General features: G+C 69.7%; 23 protein-coding genes and 1 pseudogene. 18 read left to right on the forward strand and 6 right to left on the reverse strand.

All coding sequences use genetic code 11. The features are described from left to right. The first annotated feature begins 59 nt into the window (after positions 1–59). Together Q0937_RS08580 and Q0937_RS08585 are read left to right on the forward strand one after the other, a co-directional pair. Entirely contained in the window at positions 60–1,133 is a 1,074-nt protein-coding gene (locus Q0937_RS08580; RefSeq protein WP_299302342.1) for an FUSC family protein, read from the forward strand. Positions 1,134–1,226: 93 nt separating this feature from the next. After that, complete coding sequence (locus Q0937_RS08585; protein ID WP_299302344.1) at positions 1,227–2,054, forward strand: methyltransferase domain-containing protein; 828 nt, start codon at positions 1,227–1,229, stop codon at positions 2,052–2,054. A gap of 64 nt (positions 2,055–2,118) precedes the next feature. Here Q0937_RS08585 and Q0937_RS08590 read toward each other — a convergent pair whose 3' ends face one another. After that, a complete protein-coding gene (locus Q0937_RS08590) occupies positions 2,119–2,982 on the reverse strand; it encodes a DMT family transporter (RefSeq protein ID WP_299302347.1) in 864 nt (287 codons plus the stop codon). Positions 2,983–3,107: 125 nt separating this feature from the next. Here Q0937_RS08590 and Q0937_RS08595 point away from each other — a divergent pair, with 125 nt between their 5' ends. Then, positions 3,108–3,524 (forward strand): DoxX family membrane protein, encoded by a 417-nt coding sequence (locus Q0937_RS08595; RefSeq protein WP_299302350.1) that lies wholly within the window; start codon positions 3,108–3,110, stop codon positions 3,522–3,524. 164 nt (positions 3,525–3,688) lie between these two features. Here Q0937_RS08595 and Q0937_RS08600 read toward each other — a convergent pair whose 3' ends face one another. After that, on the reverse strand, positions 3,689–4,732 hold the full coding sequence (locus Q0937_RS08600; RefSeq protein WP_299302354.1) for a hypothetical protein: 1,044 nt from the start codon (positions 4,730–4,732) through the stop codon (positions 3,689–3,691). A 268-nt stretch (positions 4,733–5,000) separates the two neighbouring features. On the opposite strand from Q0937_RS08600, the gene Q0937_RS08605 reads away from it, so the two are divergent. From Q0937_RS08605 to Q0937_RS08620, 4 genes are all read left to right on the forward strand, one after another. Further along, complete coding sequence (locus tag Q0937_RS08605) at positions 5,001–6,017, forward strand: siderophore ABC transporter substrate-binding protein (protein WP_299302358.1); 1,017 nt, start codon at positions 5,001–5,003, stop codon at positions 6,015–6,017. Positions 6,018–6,172: 155 nt separating this feature from the next. Further along, entirely contained in the window at positions 6,173–7,174 is a 1,002-nt protein-coding gene (locus tag Q0937_RS08610) for an ABC transporter permease (protein WP_299302361.1), read from the forward strand. A gap of 109 nt (positions 7,175–7,283) precedes the next feature. Next, entirely contained in the window at positions 7,284–8,378 is a 1,095-nt protein-coding gene (locus tag Q0937_RS08615) for an iron chelate uptake ABC transporter family permease subunit (protein WP_299302506.1), read from the forward strand. Then, the gene (locus Q0937_RS08620; RefSeq protein WP_299302364.1) at positions 8,375–9,139 is read left to right on the forward strand and encodes an ABC transporter ATP-binding protein; all 765 of its coding nucleotides are present in this window, start codon (positions 8,375–8,377) and stop codon (positions 9,137–9,139) included. Before Q0937_RS08615 ends, Q0937_RS08620 begins: the two co-directional genes overlap by 4 nt. A 103-nt stretch (positions 9,140–9,242) precedes the next feature. Here the strand turns inward: Q0937_RS08620 and Q0937_RS08625 are convergent, their stop codons facing one another. After that, positions 9,243–10,085 (reverse strand): aldo/keto reductase, encoded by an 843-nt coding sequence (locus Q0937_RS08625; RefSeq protein ID WP_299302367.1) that lies wholly within the window; start codon positions 10,083–10,085, stop codon positions 9,243–9,245. A 166-nt stretch (positions 10,086–10,251) separates the two neighbouring features. On the opposite strand from Q0937_RS08625, the gene Q0937_RS08630 reads away from it, so the two are divergent. The 4 genes from Q0937_RS08630 (at position 10,252) to Q0937_RS08645 (ending at position 16,379) form a co-directional block, all read left to right on the forward strand. Continuing rightward, on the forward strand, positions 10,252–11,889 hold the full coding sequence (locus Q0937_RS08630; protein ID WP_299302370.1) for an LssY C-terminal domain-containing protein: 1,638 nt from the start codon (positions 10,252–10,254) through the stop codon (positions 11,887–11,889). A 157-nt stretch (positions 11,890–12,046) separates the two neighbouring features. Next, the gene (locus tag Q0937_RS08635) at positions 12,047–13,507 is read left to right on the forward strand and encodes an APC family permease (RefSeq protein ID WP_299302373.1); all 1,461 of its coding nucleotides are present in this window, start codon (positions 12,047–12,049) and stop codon (positions 13,505–13,507) included. Between the two features lie 172 nt (positions 13,508–13,679). Beyond that, the gene (locus tag Q0937_RS08640; RefSeq protein ID WP_299302377.1) at positions 13,680–14,093 is read left to right on the forward strand and encodes a universal stress protein; all 414 of its coding nucleotides are present in this window, start codon (positions 13,680–13,682) and stop codon (positions 14,091–14,093) included. A gap of 216 nt (positions 14,094–14,309) precedes the next feature. Beyond that, a complete protein-coding gene (locus tag Q0937_RS08645; RefSeq protein WP_299302380.1) occupies positions 14,310–16,379 on the forward strand; it encodes a PhoX family phosphatase in 2,070 nt (689 codons plus the stop codon). Positions 16,380–16,556: 177 nt separating this feature from the next. On the opposite strand, the gene nhaA is transcribed toward Q0937_RS08645, so the two are convergent. Next, entirely contained in the window at positions 16,557–17,879 is a 1,323-nt protein-coding gene (gene nhaA, locus Q0937_RS08650) for a Na+/H+ antiporter NhaA (protein ID WP_299302383.1), read from the reverse strand. Between the two features lie 58 nt (positions 17,880–17,937). After that, positions 17,938–18,189 carry a hypothetical protein gene (locus Q0937_RS08655; RefSeq protein ID WP_299302386.1) on the reverse strand — a complete coding sequence of 84 codons (252 nt, stop codon included), beginning with the start codon at positions 18,187–18,189 and terminating at the stop codon, positions 17,938–17,940. Positions 18,190–18,202: 13 nt separating this feature from the next. On the opposite strand from Q0937_RS08655, the pseudogene Q0937_RS08660 reads away from it, so the two are divergent. Next, positions 18,203–19,234: pseudogene (locus tag Q0937_RS08660) on the forward strand (S-layer homology domain-containing protein); the annotation flags it as partial. Here the strand turns inward: Q0937_RS08660 and Q0937_RS08665 are convergent. Further along, entirely contained in the window at positions 19,215–19,376 is a 162-nt protein-coding gene (locus Q0937_RS08665; protein ID WP_299302388.1) for a hypothetical protein, read from the reverse strand. The pseudogene Q0937_RS08660 and the gene Q0937_RS08665 overlap by 20 nt on opposite strands. 242 nt (positions 19,377–19,618) lie before the next feature. Here Q0937_RS08665 and Q0937_RS08670 point away from each other — a divergent pair, with 242 nt between their 5' ends. From Q0937_RS08670 to Q0937_RS08695, 6 genes are read left to right on the forward strand one after another with little or no spacing between them, the layout of a single operon-like run. Continuing rightward, positions 19,619–22,672, forward strand: coding sequence for a DUF4040 family protein (locus Q0937_RS08670; RefSeq protein ID WP_363323215.1), 3,054 nt, complete (start codon positions 19,619–19,621; stop codon positions 22,670–22,672). After that, entirely contained in the window at positions 22,672–23,004 is a 333-nt protein-coding gene (locus Q0937_RS08675) for a sodium:proton antiporter (RefSeq protein WP_299302394.1), read from the forward strand. Before Q0937_RS08670 ends, Q0937_RS08675 begins: the two co-directional genes overlap by 1 nt. After that, entirely contained in the window at positions 23,001–24,539 is a 1,539-nt protein-coding gene (locus tag Q0937_RS08680; protein ID WP_299302397.1) for a monovalent cation/H+ antiporter subunit D family protein, read from the forward strand. Before Q0937_RS08675 ends, Q0937_RS08680 begins: the two co-directional genes overlap by 4 nt. After that, positions 24,539–25,036 carry a Na+/H+ antiporter subunit E gene (locus Q0937_RS08685; protein WP_299302400.1) on the forward strand — a complete coding sequence of 166 codons (498 nt, stop codon included), beginning with the start codon at positions 24,539–24,541 and terminating at the stop codon, positions 25,034–25,036. The genes Q0937_RS08680 and Q0937_RS08685 overlap by 1 nt, the downstream gene beginning before the upstream one ends. After that, positions 25,033–25,293: a monovalent cation/H+ antiporter complex subunit F gene (locus Q0937_RS08690; RefSeq protein ID WP_299302403.1), complete on the forward strand. Its 261-nt coding sequence runs from the start codon at positions 25,033–25,035 to the stop codon at positions 25,291–25,293. The genes Q0937_RS08685 and Q0937_RS08690 overlap by 4 nt, the downstream gene beginning before the upstream one ends. Continuing rightward, a complete protein-coding gene (locus Q0937_RS08695; RefSeq protein WP_299302405.1) occupies positions 25,290–25,685 on the forward strand; it encodes a monovalent cation/H(+) antiporter subunit G in 396 nt (131 codons plus the stop codon). Before Q0937_RS08690 ends, Q0937_RS08695 begins: the two co-directional genes overlap by 4 nt. The last annotated feature ends 21 nt before the right edge of the window (positions 25,686–25,706 follow it).

Here is a 25,706-nt window from a genome sequence, read left to right on the forward strand (position 1 = left end):
ATCCGCCACTGCCCGTCGCCGTCCATGGCTGCTGATGGCGATATCCCGGAAGGAGTCCCGTGCCCTCAGCCCCGGCCCGGATCCAGTCCGCAGCCCAGCGGATGGTCAGCCTCGCCCCCGGACGCGTGGACCACATCCCCGCGTTCCGGATCGCGATCGGCCTGGCGATCCCGATGGCCGTGCTGCTGCTGACGGACCGGGTCGACTGGGCGATGTACGTCGGGTTCGGCGCGTTCACGGGCATCTACTCGAAGTACGAGCCCACCCGGCTGCGGTTCCGGCGCCAGTCGCTCGCCGGCGCGATGCTCACGATCTGCGTGACGCTCGGGGCCGCCCTCGCGCAGCTCGGCGAGTCGATGTCGCCGCTCGCGGAGTCCTGGCTGGCGCTGCTGGTGGGCGCCGTGATCGCCGGGTTCAGCGCCACCTTCGTGCTCGCCCGAGGGCTGAAGCCGGGCGGAGCGATCTTCCCGCTGTTCGCGGTCGCGGCAGTGGCCGCGGCGCCGCCGGCCGCGCCCGTCTGGGTCGCCTTCCTGATCGCCGGCTCCTGCGCGAGCCTGTGCGTGGGGCTCGGGCTCCTCGGGCACTGGGCGGGGGAGCGGCACCCCGGGGCGGAAGCGCGACCCGCGCGGGAGACCTGGACCCGGGCGCAGCTGGGCGCCGAGTTCAGCCGCTTCGCGCTGGCCGCCGCGATCGCGGGCGTCCTGGGCCTCGCCTCGGGCCTGCCCTTCCCCTACTGGGCGCAGATCGCCGCGATCGCGCCGCTCGCCGCCCCCGGCCGGGCGCTGCAGATCGAGCGCGGCCTGCACCGCGTGATCGGCACGACCCTCGGCGTGGTCACCACGGCCTTCCTGCTCTCCTTCCCCGCCGAGCCCTGGCAGCTGGTGGTGTGGGTGGTGGTGCTGCAGTTCATCGCCGAGCTGTACGTCATGCGCAACTACGCCTTCGCCCTGCTGTTCATCACCCCGCTCGCGCTGCTGATGGTGCAGCTGGCCCATCCCCAGCCGGTGGGGCCGACGCTCGAGGCGCGCGTGGTCGAGACCGCGATCGGCGTGGTGGTCGGGATCGCGATGGTCGTCACGGCGGTGCTGTGGGACCGACGCTCAACGCGGCGCGCCGCAGGCGTCGAGGGCTGAGGTCCCGGCCTGCCGCTCCCGGTCGCGCCCCGCTGCGACCGGTGGGTGGCACGGCCGTGATCGCACTGATCCTGCCGGGTATCGTCCAGGACCATGCCTGACCCCGTCGCAGATCCTTCAGAGCGCCCTGCCTACACCCACGGCTACGGCGCCGCGGTGCTCGACAGCCACCGCCACCGCACCGCCGAGAACTCCGCCGCCCACCTGCTGCCGCATCTGCGCGAAGGCATGCGCCTGCTGGACGTGGGCAGCGGCGCCGGGACGATCACCGCGGGCCTCGCCCGGATCGTCGGCCCCGAGCACGTGACCGCCCTGGAGATCTCGGACGAGGCAGCCGCCATCACGCGCGCGGAGCTCGACGCTCAGGGCCTGGGCGGCGTCGAGGTGGTGGTCGGCGATGCGCACGAGCTGCCCTTCGCGGTGGGCACCGTCGACGTGGTCCACGCCCATCAGGTCCTCCAGCACGTGCCCGGCCCCGTGCAGGCCCTCGCCGAGTTCCGTCGGGTCACCCGCCCGGGCGGGATCGTCGCGGTGCGCGACAGCGACTACGAAGGCTTCCGCTGGTGGCCGGCCCTGCCGGGCCTTGACCGTTGGCTCGAGCTGTACCTGCGCGCCGCCCGGGCGAACGGCGGCACCCCGGATGCCGGCCGACGCCTGCTGGCCTGGGCGCTAGAGGCCGGTTTCACCGACGTCACCGCGAGCACCTCGACCCTGCTGTACGCCACGGCACCGGAGCGGGCGAGCTGGGCCGCGAGCTGGTCGGGGCGGATCACCTCGCCCCCGATCGCGCAGCAGCTCGAGCGCGAGGGCTGGGCCGATGCGGCCGAGCGGGAGCAGATCGCCCAGGAGTTCCAGCGCTGGGCCGCGGATCCCACCGGCTGGTTCAACCTGCTCCACGCGGAGATCATCGCCCGGGTCTGAGCTCCTGCCGCGCCGCACTCGGAGCGGACCCGTGTGAGGCACGAGCCGCGAGCTCCCGCGATGCTCAGAGCGCGACCAGCACGATCCCGGACAGGACGATCCCCGCGCCCAGCAGCCGTCTCAGCGGGTTCGGCTCCTTGAACAGCCACCAGGCCAGCAGCGACCCCACCACGATGCTCGATTCGCGGGCGGGCGCGACCAGTGAGACCGGCGCGGTGCGCATCGCCTCCAGGACCAGCACGTAGGCCAGCGGTGACAGCACGGCGACCGCCGCGATCTCCCGCCACCGGGTGCGGAGCACCGGGCTCAGCTGGTCGCGGTGCCGGCGCAGGAGGGCGGGGGTCATCAGCACCACCTGCCACAGGCAGCTGCTCACGAAATAGGTGACCGGCGGCAGCCCGAAGGTGGTCACGCTGATGCTGTCCCACAGGGTGTAGGCGGCGATCGCGACGCCGGTCATGGCGCCCCAGGCCACGCCGGCACGGACTCCCTGGCGGCTGGTGCCCGAGTGGCCGGTCGCCACCACCACGATCCCGGCGATCACCGTCAGCGCACCGAGCGCCGCCGCCCAGCCCGGACGCTCCCCGAGCACCAGGATCGCGACCACCATGCTCAGCACCGGGCCGACCCCGCGGGCGACGGGGTACACGACCCCGAGATCCGCCCTGGCATAGCCGGTCTGGAGGGTGAGCTGATAGGCGATATGGAGCACTCCGGAGATCAGCGGCGCCACCAGCAGAGCGGGGGTGACCCCGAGGTCCGCCCGGATCAGCGCGTAGATCGCCAGCGGTGCCCACAGCACCACCGAGGCCAGGTCGTAGCACCACACGAAGGTGAAGCCGTCGGTGTCCACGCGTTTGGCCGCGAGGTTCCACAGCGCGTGGCAGAGCGCGGCCACGAGCACGAGGGCCAGGACGGAGGCGCTCATCGGGAGCAGAGGAGCAGAATGTGCATCGTCACAGTCTCTCGCCTGTGGCCCGGGAGGGCTCGACAGTCCCGTCCGGCACGCCTATCGTTGAAAACGAAAACAAGTCTCTCTGAAAGGCTCTCCCCATGGCCCTCAGCACCGCCATCCTGCGCGCCGTCCCCGGCGCCTTCATCCTCAACTCGGGCATCGGCAAGCTCGGCATGGATCCCCAGACCGCCGGACACATGCAGGGCATGGCCGCGCAGGGCGTGCCGCCGCTGGGCAAGCTCACCCCGGAGCAGTTCGCGAAGTTCCTCAGCTACGGCGAGATCGCGGTGGGCGCCGCACTGCTGCTGCCCTTCGTGCCCACCAAGGTCGCGGGCCTCGGCCTGGCCGCCTTCTCCGGCTCGATGGTCTCGATGTACCTGCGCACCCCCGGAATGACCGAGGCCGATGGCGTTCGCCCCAGCCAGGACGGCACCGCCGTGGCGAAGGACAGCTGGCTGCTCGCGATCGCGGCCGCACTGGTCCTCTCCCAGAACGGGAAGCCCGCCAAGGACTGACCCCGACGCCCCTCGGACAGGGGCCGGCACCCTCCAGGGCGCGCATTCCGCAGCCGACCAGGCTGAAGGGATGTGCGCCCTGGAGTGTCTGGCGTCCCATGTTCCGCAGCCCGCAGCCCGCAGCCCGCAGCCCGCAGCCCGCAGCCCGCAGCGGGGCGCGGAGCTCAGAGCACCTGCAGGCTCTCGATCATCGTCTCGAGGTCGGCCAACTGCTGGTCGTGGCCGAGGGCTGCACCGCCGTCGAATGCGGCCGGTCCATCCGGGGTGTCCACGACGATCACCGTCAGCCGCCAGGCCTCGGTGGTGTGGACCAGGGCGAGCTCTGAGAGCTGCACATCGGCGCTGACGATCCAGGCCGTGTGGCCGTCGACCGTGGTCTGCTCCTCGCGGTAGTCCTTCAGCTCTGCCGGGTCGTCGTAGATCTCCTTGACCTCTTCCCGGCTGAGCCCGCACTGGAAGAGCGCGCGAGCGGTCTCCTGCGCACCGGGATAGCCGCCCTCCTCCTCGGGATAATCGATCGCGCCGACGGAGGCGACCGTGAACCAGCCGCTCTCGACGGGTTGATGGGCGGAGCTCTGGTCGGTCGTATAGGCGCTCGATCCGCTCCAGTCCGCGCCCACCTCCCAGCCCTCGAGGTGCGGGAACTCGAGGCCGCCCCCGCGCACCACGCCCTCGACCTGCTCGGTCGCCACGGCGTTGTCGTGAACGGTGCAGTCGACGGTGGGCTGCTCGGCGAAGGTGATCTCGCTGTCACCGGCCTCGTCCGTCTGCTCCTCGGTGGCGACGTCTTCGGGCGAGCGGGACTCCTCGGGCGTCTCGGGGTCCTCGGACTCGGTGGCGGTGGTGCCTCCGCCCGCGGTGGGCACCTCGGGGCCGCCGGCGAAGAGCGTCTGCGAGAGCACCAGCGCGACCACGGCGATGGCCACCACGAGGAAGCCCGCACCGCCCAGAAGCACCGCGAGCATGACGCCCCTGCTGCCGCGCCCGGTGGGGCGCTCGGTCCCGGTGGGGCCGTGGCCGACGGGGGAGTGCCCGTCGAGGCCCTGCCCTCCCCGCTGCCCACGACGCCGCCCTTCGTCCGGGCCTCTGCCCCGACCTCCGTCGTGCCCGCCGCCGGCGAAGTCCGGCAGCTTAGGCGCTCCGTCTCTGTGCCCACCACCGGCGAAGTCCGGCAGCTGTGGGCCCGGCGCGCCGTCACGGTCGTTCATGCAGTCCCCCTCGGAATGCGGTGATCCTCCGTGTGATCTTCCGTGTGATCCTCCTGCGCCACCCACGGCGCGACACCGGGGATCACCCTAGCGGCCTGGCCGCAGGCCGCAGCGTGTTACCGACGTCACAGAGCGGAACAGTGACTTCCGATCAATATCGCAATACTTGAGTGGCGTAATGCGAGGAGGTGAGGCTACCCTCAGTTGAACCCACACCGCGGGGTCCTGCCGCCAGCGGTTCCCGCATCTGCCGAGAGAGAGCCTTCCCATGACCTCCTTCACCCGCCGCCACTTCGGCGCCCTGTCCACGGCAGGCGCCCTCGGCCTGGTCCTCACCGCCTGTGGCGGTGCCGCCGGCGAGACCGATGCCGCAGCCGGCTCCGGTGCGAGTGACGACGGGGCCGAGGCCGGCACCGTCGAGGTCGAGGACAACAACGGCCCGCAGACCGTCCAGACCCCGCCGAAGTCCGTGGTCGCCACGGACAACCGCACCTTCGAGACTCTCGCGGACTGGGGCGTCACCCTCACCGCCGCCGCCCGCACCCTGATGCCGGCGACCAATCCGCTCAAGGACGACGAGTCGATCATCGACCTCGGAAACCATCGCGAGCCCGACCTCGAAGCGGTCGTCGCCGCCGAGCCGACCCTGATCATCAACGGCCAGCGCTTCGCCGACTACCACGACGATTTCGTGAAGTTCGCCCCCGAGGCGACCATCCTCGAGCTCGATCCTCGCGATGACCAGCCCTTCGCCGACGAGCTCAAGCGCCAGGTCGCCGTCCTCGGCGAGGTCTTCGGCAAGCAGGCCGAGGCCGAGCAGCTCGGCACCGACCTCGACGCCGCGATCGAGCGCGTCACCGCCGCCTACAACGGCTCGGACACCGTCATGGCCGTGAACACCTCCGGTGGCGAGATCGGCTACATCGCCCCCGGCAAGGGCCGCACCCTGGGCTGGGCCTTCGAGGCGCTCGCCCTGGTGCCCGCGCTCGAGGTCGAGGGCGCGAGCGACGACCACCAGGGCGATGACATCTCCGTCGAGGCGATCGCCTCCTCGAACCCGGACTGGATCCTGGTGATGGACCGCGACGCGGCCGTCTCCGCCGACGATCCGGAGTACAAGCCCGCCAATGAGCTGCTGAGCACCTCCGAGGCGCTCGCCGGAGTCACGGCAGTGGCGGAGGGCAACATCGTCTACATGCCCGCGGACACCTACACCAACGAGTCGATCCAGACCTACACCGAGTTCTTCACCGCGCTGGCCGACGCGCTCGAGGCCAAGGTCTGAGCCACGTTCCCCAGCACTGATCACCATGCGGCGGGCAGGACCGACAAGGTCCCGCCCGCCGCACGGCGTGTGCGCGTATCGTCGCCGGAGGCGTCACGGCCATCCCGTCGGAGCCCCGCGCTCGCGCCGCCCCTGCCCTCCTCCCAGGAGACCTGATGTCCACTCCCTCGCGCACCACCGTGTCGCCCCCGCAGCGGCGTCGCGGTCGTGAACGGCTGATCGACGGCAAGCTCGTGATCGGCGTCGTGGCGGTCGCGCTGCTGCTGGTCGCCTCGCTCTTCACCGGCGTCTACGACGTGTTCGGCGCCGAGAACGGTGCGGAGATGTTCGCCATCACCCGCATCCCCCGCACCATCGCCCTGGTGCTGGCCGGTGCGGCAATGGCGATGTCCGGGCTGATCATGCAGCTGATGACGCAGAACCGCTTCGTGGAGCCTTCGACCACCGGCACCACCGAGTGGGCGGGGCTGGGACTGATCCTGGTGATGATCTTCGTGCCGGGGGCGGGCCTGCTGACCCGGATGACGGTCGCGATCATCTTCTCCTTCGTGGGGACGATGGTGTTCTTCCTGTTCCTGCGCAAGGTCACCCTGCGCAGCTCGCTGATCGTGCCGATCATCGGCATCATGCTCGGTGCCGTCGTCGGCTCCATCTCCACCTTCGTCGCACTCCAGTTCGACGCCCTGCAGAACCTCGGGGTCTGGTTCGCCGGGTCCTTCACCTCCGTGCTGCGCGGCAGCTACGAGGTGCTGTGGATCGTGCTGCTGGTGGGCGTCGCGGTCTTCATCGTGGCCGACCGGCTCACCGTCGCCGGGCTCGGCGAGGACATCGCCACCAACGTCGGCGTGAACTACCAGCGGGTGCTGCTGCTGGGCACCGGACTGGTCGCGATCGCCACCGGCGTGGTCACCGTGGTGGTGGGCAATCTGCCGTTCCTGGGCCTGATCGTGCCCAATGTGGTCTCGATGGTCCGCGGTGACGACCTGCGCTCGAACCTGCCCTGGGTGTGCCTGCTCGGCATCGCGATCGTCACCGTCTGCGACCTCATCGGCCGCACCATCATCATGCCCTTCGAGGTGCCTGTCTCCCTGATCCTCGGGATCGTGGGAGCGGTCGTCTTCATCGCCCTGCTGATGAAGCAGCGTCGACATGGCTGAGCGGACTCCCGCGCCTCAGCGCCACCCCTCGTCCCAGCACCGCTCCTCGTCCCTGCGCGCCGCCACCACCCGGCCGCTCGCGCACCCCCACGGCGATCGCCGACTGGGCATGGTCGACACCGAGGCTCCGAGCGCGACGATCAGCACCTCCCCGGCGGATCTCGTCGCCGATCTCGAGGTGATCGGGGCCCCGCGCAGCGCGCGCAGCAGCTCCGGCGCCTTCCGCGACGTGACGTCCCGCCGCCGCTACTGGATCGTGCTCATCGCCCTGACGCTGCTCGCGGCCGGCTTCGCGCTGGGCCTGCTCGCGATCGACAACCCGATGCCGGTGGGCTCGCGGGGCTTCTGGCTGATCGCCGAGATGCGCGCCACCTCCGTGATCGTGATGGCGGTGGTCGCGTTCTGCCAGGCGATCGCCACGATCACCTTCCAGACCGTCACCAACAACCGCATCATCACCCCTTCGATCATGGGGTTCGAATCCCTCTACGCCGTGATCCAGACCGCCGCCGTCTACACCCTCGGGGTGGCCGGGGTGGTCGCTCTGCAGGGCACCGGCCAGTTCCTGGTGCAGGTGGCGCTGATGGTGGGGCTCTCGGTGCTGCTGTACGGCTGGTTGCTGCGCGGCAAGTACGCGAACATCCAGGTGATGCTGCTGGTGGGCATCATCATCGGCGGCGGGATGGGGGCGGTCTCGACCTTCATGCAGCGCCTGCTGACCCCGAGCGAGTTCGACGTCCTCACCGCCCGGCTCTTCGGCTCGGTCACCAATGCGAGCGTCGAGTACCTGCCTTTCGCAATCCCGATGATCGCGGTGGCGGGCCTGCTGATCTGGCTGAACGCCCGCAAGCTCAACGTCATCTCGCTGGGCCGCGATGTGTGCATCAACGTCGGCGTCGACCACGGCCGCCAGACCATCTACATGCTGGTGCTGGTCTCGGTGCTGATGGCCGTCTCCACCGCACTGGTGGGCCCGATGACCTTCTTCGGCTTCCTCGTGGCGACCCTCGCCTACCAGCTGGCGGGCACTCACGACCACCGCCTGCTGTTCCCGATCGGGGCGCTGACCGCCTTCGTGGTCCTCGCCGGCGCGTACTTCGTCATGAACCACGTGTTCTACGCGCAGGGCGTCGTGTCCATCATCATCGAGCTCGTCGGAGGAACCGTGTTCCTCATCGTCATCATGCGGAAGGGGCGCCTGTGATCACCATCGACGCAGTGCGGAAGCAGTACACCTCCACCTCGGGGAACGTGGTGATCGGACCGGTCACCACGCAGATCCCCTCCGGCGGGGTCACCGCCCTGGTGGGTCCCAACGGCGCCGGGAAGTCGACGCTGCTGACCATGGTGGGGCGCCTGCTCGGCATCGACGAGGGCGCGATCGAGGTCGCGGGCTATGACATCGCCGCGACCGCCTCGAAGGACCTCGCCAAGATCCTCTCGGTGCTGCGCCAGGAGAACCACTTCATCACCCGGCTCACCGTGCGTCAGCTGGTGGGCTTCGGCCGCTTCCCCTACTCCAAGGGGCGCCTGACGGCACTGGATGAGCACAAGATCTCCGAGGCCATCGACTTCCTGAACCTCGACGAGCTCGAGGACCGCTATCTCGACGAGCTCTCCGGCGGGCAGCGCCAGCGCGCCTATGTCGCGATGGTCCTCGCCCAGGACACCGAGTACGTGCTGCTGGACGAGCCGCTGAACAACCTCGACATGCGCCACAGCGTGCAGATGATGGCGCGGCTGCGTGATGCCGCCCGCGAGCTCGGGCGCACCATCGTGGTGGTCCTGCACGACATCAACTTTGCCGCGCACTACGCGGACCACATCATCGCCATGAAGGACGGCGGCGTGGTCGAGGCCGGTCCCGTCGGCGAGATCATGGACGGCGAGGTGCTCAGCCGCGTGTTCGACACCCCGGTGCAGGTCATCGACGGGCCGACGGGCCCGCTCGCCGTCTACTACTGAGCGACGGCTCGGCTCGGCCGAGCCGTCCCACGACAGGATCGGCCGATTCCGAGCCGGAATCGTGCTGCTCGTGGGACGGAATCGACCGATCCGCGGCCTCAGCTCAGCGAGTGGCCGGGTCCGTGCCCCCGCGTCCGTCCTCGCGGTCCAGACCGTCGATCGCGGCGACCTCGTCGGCGGTGAGCTCGAGCTCCGCCGCGGCGAGGTTCTCCACGATGCGGGAGGGCGTGACCGACTTCGGGATGGTGATGAAGCCGCTCGCGAGATGCCAGGCCAGGATCACCTGGGCCGGGGTCGCCCCGTGCGCCTCGGCGATGCCGGTGACCACGTCGTTCTCGAGCAGATCTGACTTCCCCTGACCGAGCGGGCCCCAGCCCTGGGTGAGGATGCCGTGCTCCGCGTGGAATGCGCGCAGCTCACGCTGCTGGAAGTAGGGATGGAGCTCGATCTGGTGGATGACGGGGACCACGGAGGTCGCCTCGATGATCTCCTCCAACTGCGCGATCGGGAAGTTCGAGACGCCGATGGAGCGGACCAGGCCGCGCTTCTGCAGCTCGATCAGGGCCTTCCAGGCCTCGACGTACTGGCCCTGTGAGGGGGCCGCCCAGTGCACCAGGTAGAGGTCTAGGCAGTCCAGGCCGAGCTCCTCGAGCGAGGCCTCGCCGGCGGCGATCGCGTCGTCGAAGGCGTGGGAGTCGTTCGCGAGCTTCGTGGTGACGAAGAGGTCATCGCGGGCGATCCCGGACTCGGCGATCGCACGTCCCACTCCCGCCTCGTTGTCGTAGGCCTTGGCGGTGTCGATGTGGCGGTACCCGGCGGTGAGCGCCCTCGCGGTCATCTCGGCGGCGGCCGCGGGGTCCACCTTGAACACCCCGTAGCCGAGCTGGGGGATGGAATGGCCGTCGTGGAACGGCACGAGCGGGACGGCGGGCGATGCTGCAGGCATGAAGGGCCTTCCTGAGGTCCTGAGGAACGGGTTCTCCGCACCTTAGGCCCGGAGCGCGAGGGGCCGCGACGTTCAGAGCCGCCCGCCTGGGGTGGGGGACGGGCGCGCTCCACGCCTACGATGGGCGCATGAGCTCAAGGAGTCCGGGGCCGGCGCGGTGACGCCGATGCGCACGCCACGTCTGGTCGCCCTGGACCGGCCGGTGCCCGAAGGGCTGCCTGCCTACGACCACGCCCGTGGGCATACCGCGAGCAGGCGGCGGGTGGATCTCTATGCGCTGCTGGACAACGTGTTCATCGCCGCGGGCGTCGTCGTCTCGATCTGGCTCGCCCTCCTGTACCTGGTGGAGGGCTTCTCCCTGACCCCGGTGCGGCTGCTGTACCTGCTGGGGTTCTGGATCCTGCTGACCTACATCACGCTGCCCCGGCTGCATCAGCTGATGACCTGGATCTATCTGCCGGACTACTTCTTCGGACGCACCCGCACCACCGAGGGGGTGCTCTCGGACCCGATCAACCTCGCCTTCGATGGGCCCGAGCGCGACCTGCACGTGGCGATGCGGAGGGCCGGCTGGGTGCTCGCCGAGGAGCGGACCCTGGCCTCGGCCTGGTCGATGGTCCGCTCGACGCTGCTGCGCCGCTCCTACCCGGCGGCACCGGTGTCGAACCTGTATCTGATGGGCAGGCGCCACGACTTCACCTACCAGCAGGAGGTGGGCGGCACCACGGAGAAGCGCCACCATGTGCGCTTCTGGCGGATGCCCCCGGACTTCGTGCTGCCCGGCGGCTACCGCACGGACTGGCTCGCCGCGGGCACCTACGACCGCGCCGTCGGCTTCTCCTTCTTCACCCTGCAGATCACCCATCGCATCGACGAGAACATCGACGTCGAGCGCGACTACCTCGTCGACACCGTGCGCTACGCCGATCCGCAGATCGAGGTGGAGGTGATCCAGGACTTCTCCACCGCGTATCACGACCGCAACGGCCAGGGCGATCGTTTCCAGACCGACGGCGATCTGCCGGTGATCGACGTGGAAGAAGCCGCCTCGCGCTCCGACGGGGCCAGCGCGATCATGCTCGCGCGCCATCGCCCCACCGGCACCTCGGTGATGAAGTCCCGAGCTCGGGCCGCGACCCAGACCGCCCTGGCGGCCGCCCGTCTCGGGAGCTCGGGCGGCCGACGGGTGGAGGTCGCCGACGAGCTGACCGCCCAGTGGCAGGGCACGGTGGACGACTTCCACGAGGTCATGGCCCGCGCCGCCGACCACCATCTGCCGCCGCCCACGGTGGTCTTCACCGGGGTGCTCGCCCTGCTCCAGACACTGCTGGTCACCGTCCAGGCGGTGGCGATGGGGACCGGCACGGACCTGCTGATCCGGTTCCCCGAGGCCGCGCTGGTGCTGCCCACCCCGGGGGAGATCATCCCGGCCGCACTGTTCGCCGCAGCCCTGCTGCTGCTCCAGCTCGGGGTGCTGCGCCGCAGCCGCTGGGCTCGGATCGCGCTGATGGCGTTGTTCACGGCCGACGCCTTCGGCAGGCTGGCACTGGCCACCTCGGTGGGCGGGGAGGTCTCGCACTCGCTGCTGGTGGGGGTGGGGGCCTCGGCCCTCGGCGTGATGGCGATCAGCTCCGACGCCTCCCGGCAGTGGGTGCAGACCCTGCGCCTGGATTCCCGCAGTCGGGACGCCGACGAGGACACCGGCGTGACGCCCGGTGCGGCAGGGGCAGGGGAGGTCGCGGCGGAGGTCCCTGAGCTTTCGGAGCCTTCGGAGCGTCCGGAGATTCCGGAGCGTTCGCGCTGAGATGACGGCGCCGCAGAGAGGCACAATGACCTGTGAGGCCGGTCACCGGGGGTAGAGTTCCTGCACCGTCGTGCGGAGTCCCCGCAGCCGCGGTCCCGCCTCGGGGGCCCGGCTCGTGCCCGTCGTTCGGCCCTGTCCCCTTCCCTGGAGAATTCTCATGAGCGAGCCCAGTGAAACCGCGTCGGCCGCCGTCGGCGGGACCGATCCGTCGAGCACCGAAGAGCCGACGCTGAAGAAGGCGATCACGCCCAAGCTGCTGCTGCTGTTCATCGTCGGCGACATCCTCGGCACCGGTGTCTATTCGTTGACCGGCAAGGTCGCGGGCGAGGTCGGCGGCGCCGGCTGGATCCCGATCATCATCGCCTTCGCGATCGCGATGATCTCTGCCCTGTCCTATGTCGAGATGGTCACCAAGTACCCGCAGGCCGCGGGCGCTGCGCTGTATGTCCACAAGGCGTTCGGGATCCACTTCCTGACCTTCATGGTCACCTTCGCGGTGCTGTCCTCGGGCATCACCTCGGCCTCGACCAGCGCGATCTTCCTCTCGGAGAACGTGCTCAAGGCCTTCGCGCTCGAGGAGTCCCTCGGCGACTCCGCCGGCGCGGTCGCCACGGGGATCGCCCTGGTCTTCCTGGTGCTGGTGGCCCTGATCAACCTCCGGGGCGTCGCCGAGTCGGTGAAGGCGAACGTGGTGCTCACGTTCATCGAGCTGACCGGTCTCGCGCTCGTGATCGTGGTCGGCTTCTACGCGCTCGGGCGCGGCCAGGCGGACCTCTCGCAGGTGGTTCTCTTCGAGACCCAGGGCGACAAGAGCTTCATGATGGCCGTCATCGGCGCGACCGCGCTGGCGTTCTTCTCGATGGTCGGCTTCGAGGACTCGGTGAACATGGCCGAGGAGACCGTGGACCCGGTGAAGAACTTCCCCCGGGCCCTCATCGGCGGCCTGTCGATCACCGGCGTGATCTATGTGCTGATCTCGATCCTCGCGGTCGCGGTGGTGCCGATCGGTCAGCTGACCGAGTCCACGACCCCGCTGCTCGAAGTGGTCAAGGTCGGCGCACCGGATATCCCGATCGACACGATCTTCGCGTTCATCTCGATCTTCGCGGTCGCCAACACCGTGCTGATCAACATGATGATGGCCTCCCGCCTGCTCTACGGCATGTCGAAGCAGGGCGTGCTGCCCGGCTTCCTCAAGGGCGTCCTGCGGGGCCGTCGCACCCCCTGGGCCGGCATCATCTTCTCCACCGTGCTGGCCTTCGCCCTGGTGCTCTCGGTGCGCTACGTGCTCGCCGAGGAGACGATCGCCGCGCTCGGAGGCACCACCGCGCTGCTGCTGCTGGCGGTCTTCGGCATGGTCAACGTCTCGGTGCTGGTGCTGCGCAAGGACAAGGTGGGGGTACGGCACTTCCGCACGCCGACGGCGCTCCCGGTGATCGGCGCGATCACCTCCTTCGCGCTGGTGACCCCGCTCGCGCAGCCCGCCCAGAACTACGTCATCGCGGGTGGCCTGCTCGCGATCGGTCTGCTGCTCTACATCGTCACCTGGTTCTACAACAGCGCGGTCAAGGCCCGGCGCACCCGCTTCCACCGTCCCGATGACATCGGGAAGCCCTGACCTGCGCCTGTACCCGGCCACTCTCCGACCCTGACCGGTTCCAGCCCCCGTCCCGCACTCCAGCCCCCGCCCGCCCCGCACTCCAGCCCCCACCCGCGCCGCTCGTCAGCCCCCGCCCGCCCCGCTCTCCAGCCCCCGCCCGCCCCACCCTGTGTTCCCCGAGGGAGAATCCATGACCACCATTCTGCTGGCCTACGTTCCCAGTGCCACCAGCGAGGCCGCGCTCGCCTTCGCCGTCCAGGAGGCGACGCGACGCGACGCCTCGCTGCTGGTGCTCGCCTCCGAGCGGGCCCCGGACCCCCGCAAGGCTCGCGGCGTCACCGACACACGACCGCTCGACGAGCGCCTGGCGGAGACCGGGCTCGAGTACGAGCTGCGCACCGTCCCCAAGCGCGATGATCCGGCGGACGACATCCTCGACGCGATCGAGCACGACGACGTGATCCTGGTGGTGCTCGGGATCCGCAAGCGCACCCCGATCGGGAAGATCCTGCTGGGATCCACGTCCCAGCGGGTCGCGATCGAATCCCCGGTGCCGGTGGTGCTGGTCAAGCCCGAGGGATTCGTCGCGCCGGCGCGTTTCTGACGCGCACCTGGCGCCGAACACTCCCGTCGCTGCACGAGGCCCGACCCTTCGAGGGGGTCGGGCTTCGTGCTTTTCGCGTGGCGACGTCGGATCGCATCGAAGAGTTCACCTGAGCGTTCCCCGCAGGTTGGCATCTCCTCATCCCGCGGGTGCACGGTCGTCCGTGCCCTGCTCCTCCTCGCGCAGCGGTCTGACTACAGCGAAGGAACTCCCGTCATGTCACTGATCGACCTCCCCCTGCTGATGAAGGATGCGGCGCGCGGCAAGCGCTCCGCCGTGACCTGTGCCCTCAAGTGCGCCAGCCAGTGCGCCGCCGGCCCCTGCAACCACAGCGACAACCCGACGTTCCGGGACATCGCCTCCTCCGCGCTCTCGCGCCGCACGGTGATCGGTGGCTCCACCGCAGCGCTCGCCATCGCTCTGGGCGGCACTCAGGGCGCTTTCGCTGATCCCGGCAAGGGCAGGGGCAAGGGCAAGGGCGCAGGCGAGGGGTCCGACAACGGCAAGGGCACGTCCGGCGTGCTCGCCCCGAACGGCTCCAAGCTCCGCTTCGAGGCGATCGCCCCCGTGGACTACACCGTGGACGAGTTCACCGTCGCCGAGGGCTTCGCCTGGCACCCGGTGATCCGCTGGGGCGATCCGCTGTTCGCCGACGCTCCCGAGTTCGACTGGAATGCGCAGAGCGCCGAGGCGCAGAAGCAGCAGTTCGGCTACAACAACGACTACACGGAGATCCAGGAGATCCCGGGCAGTCACGGCAAGCGCGCCGTGATGTTCGTGAACCACGAGTACACGAACGAGAACATCATGCTGCCGCCGGAGACCGACGAGGACGACCGGATCGAGATCGGCATGGCCGCCCATGGCCTCACCGTCGTCGAGCTCGAGCGGAAGAACAAGAACTTCCCCTACGAGTACGTGCAGGGCGCCGCGCTGAACCGTCGGATCCTGCTGACCGACGAGTTCACGCTCACCGGTCCCGCCGCCGGCAGCGACCTGGTCACGACGGTCGAGGACCCCTCGGGCACCACCGTCCTGGGCACCCTCGGCAACTGCGCCGGCGGTCTCACCCCGTGGGGCACGCTGCTCTCCGGTGAGGAGAACTTCAACGGCTACTTCCGCACCTCGGGCGCCTCCGTGGCTGAGAAGCGCTACGGCCTGGCAGACCGGGCCACCGCCCGCGGCTGGGAGGCGAAGTACGACCGCTACGACTCCCGCAACGAGGGCTATGAGAACGAGCCGAACCGCTTCGGCTACATCGTCGAGGTCGACCCCTTCGACCCCACCTCGACCCCGCGCAAGCACACCTCGCTGGGCCGCTTCAAGCACGAGGGCGCGAACGTGATCCTCGCCGAGGACGGCCGCGCGGTGGCTTACTCGGGTGACGACGAGCGTTTCGACTACCTCTACAAGTTCGTCTCCCGCGACACCTACGTCGAGGGCGACCGGGCGCACAACCTGACGCTGCTGGAGAACGGCGACCTGTTCGTGGCGAAGTTCGACGGAAACTCCCCTTCTGCCGAGATCGACGGCTCGGGCGAGGTCCCGGCCGACGGCTCCTTCGACGGCTCCGGCGAATGGCTGCCGCTGGTCGTCGGCGGGGAGTCGGCGGTGCCCGGCTTCACCGTCGAGGAGGTCCTGGTCAACACCCGCCTCGCAGCCGATGCGGTGGGCCCCACCAAGATGGACCGCTGCGAGGACGTGGAGCCGTCCGCGCACTCCCGCCGCGTGTACGTGGCCTGCACCAACAACTCCAATCGCGGTGTGGGCGGCAACGCCCCGGCCGACGAGATGAATCCGCGCGCCGAGAACCGCGACGGCCACATCGTCGAGATCGATGAGCAGGGCGACCAGACCTCGACTTCCTTCGCGTGGAATCTGCTGATGCTCTGCGGCGACCCGGCACAGGGCGACACGACCTACTTCTCCGGCTTCCCCGTGGAGAAGGTCTCGCCGATCTCCTGCCCCGACAACCTGGCCTTCGACTCGGTGGGCAACCTCTGGATCTCGACCGACGGCGCCCCCTCGGGCATCGGCTACGGCGATGGACTGTTCCGGGTGACCCTGGAGGGTGAGGCCCGCGGTCGCGTCGAGCAGTTCCTCTCCGTCCCCCGCGACGGTGAGACCTGCGGGCCGATCATCCATGACGAGGACCGCACCGCCTTCGTCTCGGTGCAGCACCCGGGCGAGGACGGCCAGTGGGGCGATCAGCTGTCCTACTTCCCCGACTACGACGGCGTGGGCCCCAAGCCCTCAGTCATCCAGGTGCTGCCGAAGCGCGGCTGACCTCCGGCTCCGGCGCCGCCCCCACAGGGCGCCACCGCCGGGACTCCGCCGCGGGTGACGTTTCCGCACGGAGTCGCCGCCGGAAGCCTGTTCCTGGTGAGGTGTGAACGGCTGTGAAGCGTTCAGAGCTCACCAGGGACAATGTTGTGGTGGCCCAGCTGGCGGTGTGGTCGGGGGTCAGCCGTCGGCGCCCCAGTCGCTGCCGCGGTCGTAGGTGTCGGGTTCGGCGCCCGACTCCCGCTGTTGCTTCGCGTACATCCGGTTGCGAGGGATCAGGATCACCGCGCCGACCACCGCGGCGAGCAGCGAGGCGGTCAGCACGCCCACCTTCGCCCAGTCGTACAGCACATCCCCGCTCTCGAAGCTCAGCTCGGAGACCAGCAGCGAGACGGTGAAGCCGATGCCGGCCACCGCTGACATGCCGATCATGTCGACCCACTTCAGCGAGGAGTCGAGCCGTGCGCTGGTGAACGTGGTGAGCAGGAACGAGATGCCGACGATCCCGAGGATCTTGCCGAGCACGAGGCCCGCGATGATGCCGAGCGCGACCGTGGACTGCCAGGCGTCCAGCAGGCCGGACACCCCGCCCACGGCGACGCCTGCGCTGAAGAACGCGAACACGGGCACCGCGAACGCGCTCGAGAACGGGCGGACGCGGTGCTCGAGGGTGTGCGAGAGGGAGTGCTGCTTCCCGTACTTCGAGATCCCCCGGGTGGGGATCAGGAAGGCGAGCACCACGCCGGCGATGGTGGCGTGGACGCCGGAGTTCAGGAACAGCGCCCAGGCCAGCAGCGCGAGCGGCAGCAGCAGCACCCACGCGGTCCAGTAGTGCTGCTTGAACCAGGCCTCGCGCTTGTTGGTCAGCCACCAGAAGGCGGCCATCGGCACCAGGGCGAGGGCGAGCATCCACAGGCGCAGATCCGAGGTGTAGAAGATCGCGATGATGGTGATCGCGATCAGGTCGTCCACGATCGCGAGGGTCAGCAGGAAGGTGCGCAGCGCGGGCGGCAGGCTCGAGCCCAGCAGGGCGAGGATCGCGATCGCGAAGGCGATGTCGGTGGCCGCCGGGATGGCCCAGCCGCTGCCGGACCCCTCCGGGCCGGCGAGGTTGATGACGGTGTAGATGATCGCGGGCACGGCCACACCGCCGAAGGCCGCGGCGATCGGGACCAGCGCCTTGGACGGAGAGCGCAGGTCACCGACCACGAACTCCTGTTTGAGCTCGAGCCCGGCGAGGAAGAAGAAGACGGCCAGCAGCCCGTCGGACGCCCAATGCCCGATCGAGAGATCCAGGTCGAACGGACCGAGGGCGAACCCGACGTGGGTGTCGCGGACCGTGAAGTACAGCTCCGACGCCGCGGTGTTGGACAGCAGCAGCGCGAGCACCGTGGCCACCAGCAGCAGGGCGCCACCGGGTATCGCCCGGGTGACCCATTCCTCGAAGGGATGGCGGACGCGGAAGGTCCCGCGATCGAAGACGGCGGCGGAGGGTGAGGTCATGGACTGCTCCTGCAGAGGGGTGCGGGTGGATCGGTGCTCCGGGCGCCCGCGCACTGGGTCAGTCCTGTGCGGGGGCCTCTGAGGGATCACGGCGGTCGCCACGACCGAGCACCTGGGGCGGCGGAGCGGTGGCGTGCCGCAGCACGCGTACGAGGATCAGCACGACCGTCAGCACGCCGAGCGCCTTCGCCCACCAGGGGTCGGCGATGAACAGCAGCATCATGGCCAGCAGCACCGGGGCCAGGTAGATGAAGGCGGAGCGCACGTAGCCGAGGAAGCTCGGCATCTTCACGCCGCCGTCGTCGGCCACGGACTTCACCATTGAGCTGGGCGATCCGACGGGCACCGAGTTCGGCTGGAAGATCCTGCTGCTGTGCGGCGACCCCGAGCAGATCGACACCACCTACTTCGCGGGCTTCCCGAAGGACCAGGTCTCCCCGATCTCCTGCCCGGACAACCTCGCCTTCGACTCGGTGGGCAACCTGTGGATCTCCACCGACGGCCAACCCGGCAGCATCGGGAAGAACGACGGACTGTTCCGCGTCACCCTCGAGGGGGAGTCCCGAGGCCGGGTCGAGCAGTTCCTCGCCGTCCCCCGCGATGCCGAGACCTGCGGCCCCGTGATCCGCGATCAGGACCGCACCGCGTTCGTGGCAGTGCAGCATCCGGGAGAGAACGGCGACTACGGCGCCCACACCTCGTTCTTCCCCGACTTCGACGGCACCGGCCCCAAGCCGACGATCGTCCAGGTGCTGCCGAAGGTCGAGAAGCCCGCGCACCCCTTCACCGACATGGGCCCCGGCGACGAGCACTATGAGTCGGTCCTGTGGGCCTTCGAGAACGGCATCGCCAAGGGCTGGAAGGAGGCGGACGGCACCTCCACCTTCCGCCCGCTGCAGCCGGTCAATCGCGACGCGATGGCCGCATTCCTCTACCGCCTGGCGGGTTCGCCCGACGTGAGCCTCCCGCGCAGCGAGCCGTTCACGGACGTCAGGAAGGGCCAGGCGCACTACACGGAGATCATCTGGGCCTTCCAGCAGGGCATCACCACTGGCTGGTCCGACCGCACCTTCCGCCCCACCCAGCCCATCGCGCGTGACGCCATGGCGGCATTCGTGTACCGCTACGCAGGATCGCCCAGCGTGCCCAGGCCCACCGAGCGTCCCTTCAAGGACGTCCCGGCGAGCAGCCAGTACGCGGCCGAGATCGCCTGGCTGCAGGGCGAGGGCATCACCAAGGGCTGGTGGGACGGCACCTATCGCCCGCTGTCCCCGATGAACCGTGATGCCACCGCCGCATTCCTGCACCGTCTCGAGGCGGAGCAGGGCATCGCCTTCATGAGCCAGGCCGGCTGACCACCCCGAGCGGCACCACCGACATCTGTCGCTGGTGCCGCCGCGGCGGCGGGCAGGTCGTGTCGCTCGTCGACATGACGATCTTGTCGATCCAGATCGGCGACGTGTCGAGCTGCGCGCTGGTGAACGTGATGAGCAGCAAGGAAGCGCCCCGGACGGATCGGAACCGCAGTGACGTTCGCCACGCGAAGCCTGTGCCGACGACCATGCGACGGGCCGCCGAGGCTTATTTCTCTCGCGCGTGCGCGCGAACTCCCGCCGACGGAGGGGGAGCGGACTTGAGTTGGGGCGGTCAGGAGAACTCGCTAGGATCTCGAGCATGACCCGCCATGATGCCTCCGACCGCTTTGGGCCGGGGTGCTGACGGTGTCGGTGCTATGGACCTTGCTGATCCTTGTCGCGACTGTCGCGCTCACCCCGGTCCTGGACCGGGCCTTCGGCCGCTCCGCCTGCTGGATCCTCGCCGGGCTCTACCTCGTGGCCGCCGCGGCGCTGGTCCCGGCGGCCGCTGCGGTGTTCAGCGGCTCCGCCGATGACTCGCAGACCACCTTCTCGGTCCCTTGGGCCGGGCAATGGGGCATCGACTTCGCCCTCAAGGCGGACGGCATCGGCATCGTCTTCGCGATGATCGCACTGATCATCGGCGCGGTGGTGCTCGCGTACTCGGCCCGCTACCTCGACCCCGGCCGCCAGCTCAGCTTCTCGCTGGTGATGGCCGTGTTCACGCTGTCGATGGTGGGGCTGGTCCTCGCCGACGATCTCGTGCTGCTGTTCGTGACCTGGGAACTGACCTCGATCGCGTCGTTCCTCCTGATCGCCCGCTCCGGCCGCGGGGGCCAAGCCGCCTCGATGCGGACCCTGCTGATCACCTTCCTCGGCGGCCTCGCGCTGCTGACCGCGGTCTCGCTGATGGTCCTGCGCCTGGGCACCTCCTCGGTGAGCGAGGTGCTCGCCGCCGAGGTCTGGACGATGGACCCGGCGTTCACCACCCTCGTCGCCGTGCTGGTCGCGTTCGCGGCGTGCACGAAGTCGGCCCAGTTCCCCTTCCACGTGTGGCTGCCCGACGCCATGGCCGCGGCGACCCCGGTCTCCGCCTACCTCCACGCCGCCGCCGTCGTGAAGGCGGGCATCTTCCTGCTCCTGCGCTTCAGCCCGGCGTTCCACGACGTGATCGCGTGGAACGTCCTGCTGATCACCGCCGGTCTCGTCACCGCCTTCGTCGGCGGATTCCTGGCCCTGCAGCAGCCCGACCTCAAGAAGCTCATGGCCTATTCGACGGTCAGCCAGCTGGGTCTGATCGTCACCCTGATCGGTGTGGGCACGGACGCCGCGATCCTCGCGGCGGTGCTTCACACCATCGCGCACGCCCTGTTCAAGTCTGGGCTGTTCATGATGGTCGGGGTGATCGACCATGCCGTCCACACCCGGGAGCTGCGCCGGATGCCGGCCCTGGCCCGCGCGATGCCCGGCTCCTTCGTGATCACCCTGCTGGGTTGCATGTCCATGGCCGGACTGCCCCCGATGCTCGGCTTCGCCTCCAAGGAGTCGTTGCTGACCGGTGCCCTCTCCACCCAGGGCCCCGCCTGGGCCGGTTGGGTGGTATCCCTCGGCATCGCCGGCGCGAGCGTCCTGACCTTCGCCTACTGCGCGAAGATCGTGCTCGGGGCCTTCATCGACGGCCGCGACGAGACGGCGCTGGCGCGGGACGACGCCGCGAACACCGCCGCCCAGACCGCCGCTGGCACCGCCCCTGCCGGCACCGACCCGGCGGGCGCCATCATCAGGTCGGCCGACGCGCATCGCCCCGACGCGCTGCTGCTGTGGCCGGCGGCGCTGCCGATCCTCGCGGGCCTGCCCCTCGCGTTCTTCGTCGGCGTGCTGGACACCCCGGTCGGCCGGGCGATGGAGGCGGCCCTCGGCGGCGAGCACCACCCCCACCTCTCGCTGTGGCACGGCCTCACCCCGGAGCTGGGCATCACCCTGGCCGTGATCGTGGCCGGTGCCCTGCTCGCCCTGGGACGTCGGCGCCTGCTGCCCGCTCTCGAGGCTCGTCCCTTCCCGATCGATGGCGCCCGCATCCTGACCGCGGTGGACACCCTGGCCGAACGTGTCGCCCGGGTACTGGTGCGGCCGATCGCCTCGGACGATCCGATGCGCCACCTGGGCGCGATCCTGGTCGCCTTCGCGGCCGTCGTCCTCGGTGCCCTGGCGGTCCTGGGTGGCGGGCTCGCCCCGCTGACCGAGGGCATGAATCAGCCCCTCGACGTCGTCCTGCTGGTGCTGATGACCGCAGCCGTCATCACCCTGTGCACGCGCCACGACCGACTCGGCGCCGCTGTCACGCTCTCCGCGATCGGCATCCTCGCCACCGTGCAGATCCTGGTGCTGGGAGCCCCGGACGTCGCCCTGACGCAGCTGCTGGTCGAGTCGCTGACGATCATCATCATCATGCTCGTCCTGCAGCGCCTGCCGCGGAACTTCCTCGCCACCCAGCGTCCCCGTCGGCGCGGCGCACTGGCCGTCGCCGTGCTGGTGGGCCTCGCGAGCGGTGCCGGGATGTTCCTGTTCATGGGCCGGCGCGGTCGCAGCGATGTCGCGGAGTACTACATCGCGAATGCTGAGGAGATCACGGGCGGGCACAACATCGTGAACGTGATCCTGGTCGAGTTCCGTGCCCTGGACACCCTCGGCGAGCTGTCCGTGCTGGGGATGGCAGGCGTCGCGATCGTCGCGGTGATCTCCAGCGTGCGCCACCGGTTCATCGACCCCTCGGAGAGGGTCGACGCCGAAGCGGCCGACGAGGTCGAGCACGGTCCGGCCCTGCGCGAGGAGGGCACCTCCGCGCATCGCGCGATCCGCTCCGCCTGGGGCAACGCCGCAGCCCTGCAGCTCATGGTGCGAGTGGCCGCCCCGATCCTCGCGATGATCTCGGCCGTGCTGTTCCTGCGCGGTCACAACTCCCCGGGAGGCGGCTTCATCGCCGCCCTGGTCGGCTCCGCGATCGTGGCCCTGCTGTACCTGTCCACCTCGAGGGACCGTCAGATCGGTCCGCCCCGCCTGCCCTTGATCCTCATCGGAGGAGGCGTCGCCACAGCGCTCGGCGCCGGCTTCCTGGGGTACGCCGAGGGCGGCTTCCTCGAACCCCTGCACGGCTACGTGCTGGGGGTGCACCTGACCACCTCGATGATCTTCGACGTCGGCGTCTACCTGGCCGTGCTGGGACTGGTGATGATCGCGGTGAACCTGCTGGGAGCGAGCGCGACGGGCGGCACGCCGCCCGGCGAGGGCACCCGCGAGCGCACCGATGAGGCGGTGGAGGGCGAGCTCCCCGGACCGCTGGAGACCACCCGTGGGGAGCCCGCTCCCCGTCGACGCCGGGTCGGGGTGGCCACCGTGCACCTCAATACCGGCACCGAGCCGAAGGAGATCGGTCGCTGATGATCCTCAGCCTCACCGTGGCCGTCCTCGTGACCGGCGGTGTCTACCTGCTGCTCCAGCGCAACATGGTGCGCGCCGTCTTCGGCATCACCCTGCTCAGCCATGCGGCGAACTTCGTGCTGCTGGCCTCCGGGGTCCCCGCATGGCGCGCCGAGCCGCTCACCGACATCTCCTCCCGTGCCGACATGGCAGATCCGTTGCCGCAGGCCTTCGTCCTGACGGCCATCGTCATCACCATGGCGGTCACCATCTTCATGCTGACCCTGGCCGTGATCGGACGCGACGACGACATGGCCCAGCATCCCTCGACCGGGGAGTCCCGAGACCAATGATCCCTGCCGTCGATCCCGCCCTGCTGCCACTGTTCGTGGTGGTCCCCCTGCTGGGGGCCGCGTTCCTGGTGGTCCTCCGGCGCCCCGTGATCGAACGCGTGCTGTTGCTCGCGGTCCCCGTGCTGCTCGGCGCCGCAGCCGTGTGGCTGCTGCTGTTCCACCAGAGCGTGCCGGTGATCTCCCACGCCGTCGGCGGATTCTCCGACGTGCTGGCGATCCCCTTCGTGTCCGATTCGGCCAGTGCCGTGATGCTGCTGGTCACGGCCGTCTCCACGCTCGCCGCGAGCGCGTTCCTGCTGCTGACGGGCGAGTCCCGCTACCGCTTCGTGCCCCCGCTGGTGCTGCTGCTGACCGCCGGGGTCAACGGTGCCCTGCTCACCGGCGATCTGTTCAATCTGTTCGTGTGGGTCGAGGTCATGCTGATGCCCTCCTATGCGCTCATCGCCGTGACCGGCACCTGGCGCCGACTCGGCATCGGTCGGCTGTTCGTCCTGGTCAACCTGCTCACCTCGACTGTGCTGCTGATCGGCGTGGGCTTCGTCTACGGGACCGCGGGCACCGTGAACCTCGCCGAGCTGGCCGGGGCCGGCAGCGAGGATCCGATGACCGCAGCCGCACTCGCCGTGGTGCTGCTGGCCCTCGCGGTCAAGGGCGGCATGGTCCCCGTGCACTCCTGGCTGCCGCGCGCCTACCCGGCGACCTCGGGCGGGATCATGGCCCTGTTCTCCGCACTGCACACCAAGGTGGCGCTGTACGCGATGTACCGCATCGTCTCGGTGACGTTCTCCGAGGGCATGCCGTTCCTCGCAGTTTTCGCCGTCCTGGTGATCACGACCATTCTCGTCGGCGCGTTCTCCACCGCCGCCTCGTCCCGTCTGCGCACCGCGATGGGCCACCAGATGGTGGCCGGAGTCGGCCACATCCTGCTGGGCCTGGTGCTGTTCACCCAGCTCTCGCTCACCGCGGGGCTCCTCTACCTGGTCCACCACGTGCTGACGATGTCTGCGCTGCTGCTGACCGCCGGAGCGATCGAGCACACCTACGGATCCGGCCGTCTCGAGCATCTCTCGGGGCTTGCCCGGCGCGACCCCTGGGTCGTCGCGATCCTCGCCCTGGGCCTGTTCAGCCTCGTGGGGCTGCCGCCCACGTCGGGACTGTGGGGCAAGATCGGCCTGCTGGGGGCCTCCGCCGAGCAGGCATCAACCGGGGACGTCGTCCTCGGCTGGGCCGCGATCCTCGCGATGCTGGCAGCGTCCGTGGGATCCCTGCTGGGGCTGCAGCGCCTGTGGCGCCGTATCGCCTGGGGCGATGACATGACCACCTACCGGCCCGATGACGCACGGACCGGGCGCGGCGCCGAGGTGCCGCTGCCGGCCGAGGTGCGGGTGCCGTGGCGGCTGGCGCTGCCGGGTGCGGTGATGATGGCGCTGACGCTGGCGATGTTCGTCGGCATCGGACTGCTGCTGACCGTCTTCGACACGGCCGCGATCGGTCTGCTCGACGTCGACGCCTATGTGGAAGCGGTGAAGAGCTGATGATGCGTCTGTGGTACGCGGCGAGCTACGTGCTCTGGATCCTCGTCGAGATCGTCAAGGGGTCGATCGACGTCGCCCGTGGTGTCTACAGCCCGGCCACCCGCAGCTCGCCCGCGATCGTGGAGTACTCGTTGCGCTGCACCACTGACGTCGAGATCGTCGCCATGGCCTCCTCGATCACCATCACTCCCGGCACGCTCGTGGTCGGCACCGCCCACGGCACCCTGGAGGAGGGACCCAGCCTGTTCGTGCACGCGCTCTTCGCCGAGTCCCGCGAGCAGATCCTCGCCGACCTCACTGAGATGGAGAACCGGCTGCTGCGCGCCACACGCGGCCGAGGCGGGGCGGACCCGACCCTGCAGGCGTTGCGCGGCGGTTCCGCTGACGAGCGCTACGCCGACGGTCGGGTGGCACGCCACGTCCATGAGGACGACGGGCGCGATCCGCGCAGGTCACCGAGGCCAGCGCGTTCCACCGATCGGGAGGAGAAGCGATGAGCGTCGTTCTATGGCTGACTGCCGTCCTGCTGGCGGCGACGATCCTGGTGGGCCTGTTCCGGGTCGCCACCGCGCCCGATCCCGCCAGTCGCGCAGTGGTCGGTGACCTCGTCTTCTTCTCCGGGATCGGCCTGATCGTCATCCTGGGCCTGTTCAAGGAGTCGGCGGCCGCGGTGGACGCAGCGCTCATCGCCTCGGTGCTGGGGATCCTGGCCACCGTGGCGCTGGCGCGGATCCTCACCAGGGGGCGTCGATGATGGCTGTGCTCGATGTCGCGATGACAGTGGTGATCGCCGTGCTCCTGCTCGGGGGTGGGTTCTGGATGCTCACCTCGGCCCTGTCGATGTTCCACGCCCGGGACTCGCTGTCCCGGGTCAACGTGCTCTCCCCGGCGACGGGCCTGGGCCTGCCGATGATCGTGGTCGGTGCGTTCCTGCAGCACACCCGCACCGACGGGTTCGCGGCAGACATGCTGGGCAAGACGATCATCACCGTCATCGCCCTGATCATCGTCTCGTCGGTCGCCTCGAACGTGCTCTCACGCGCCGCGTATCTGTCGGGGTCCCCGGTCGATCCGCGCACCGCTCCGCAGGATCTCGAGCGGGCTCCGGGCGAGGGTGAGCAGACGCCCCACAGCGACGACCGCTGAGCACGCGGTCGTGGATCCCTT

This window comes from uncultured Brachybacterium sp. (genome assembly GCF_947500705.1).
Taxonomy (GTDB): Bacteria; Actinomycetota; Actinomycetes; order Actinomycetales; family Dermabacteraceae; genus Brachybacterium.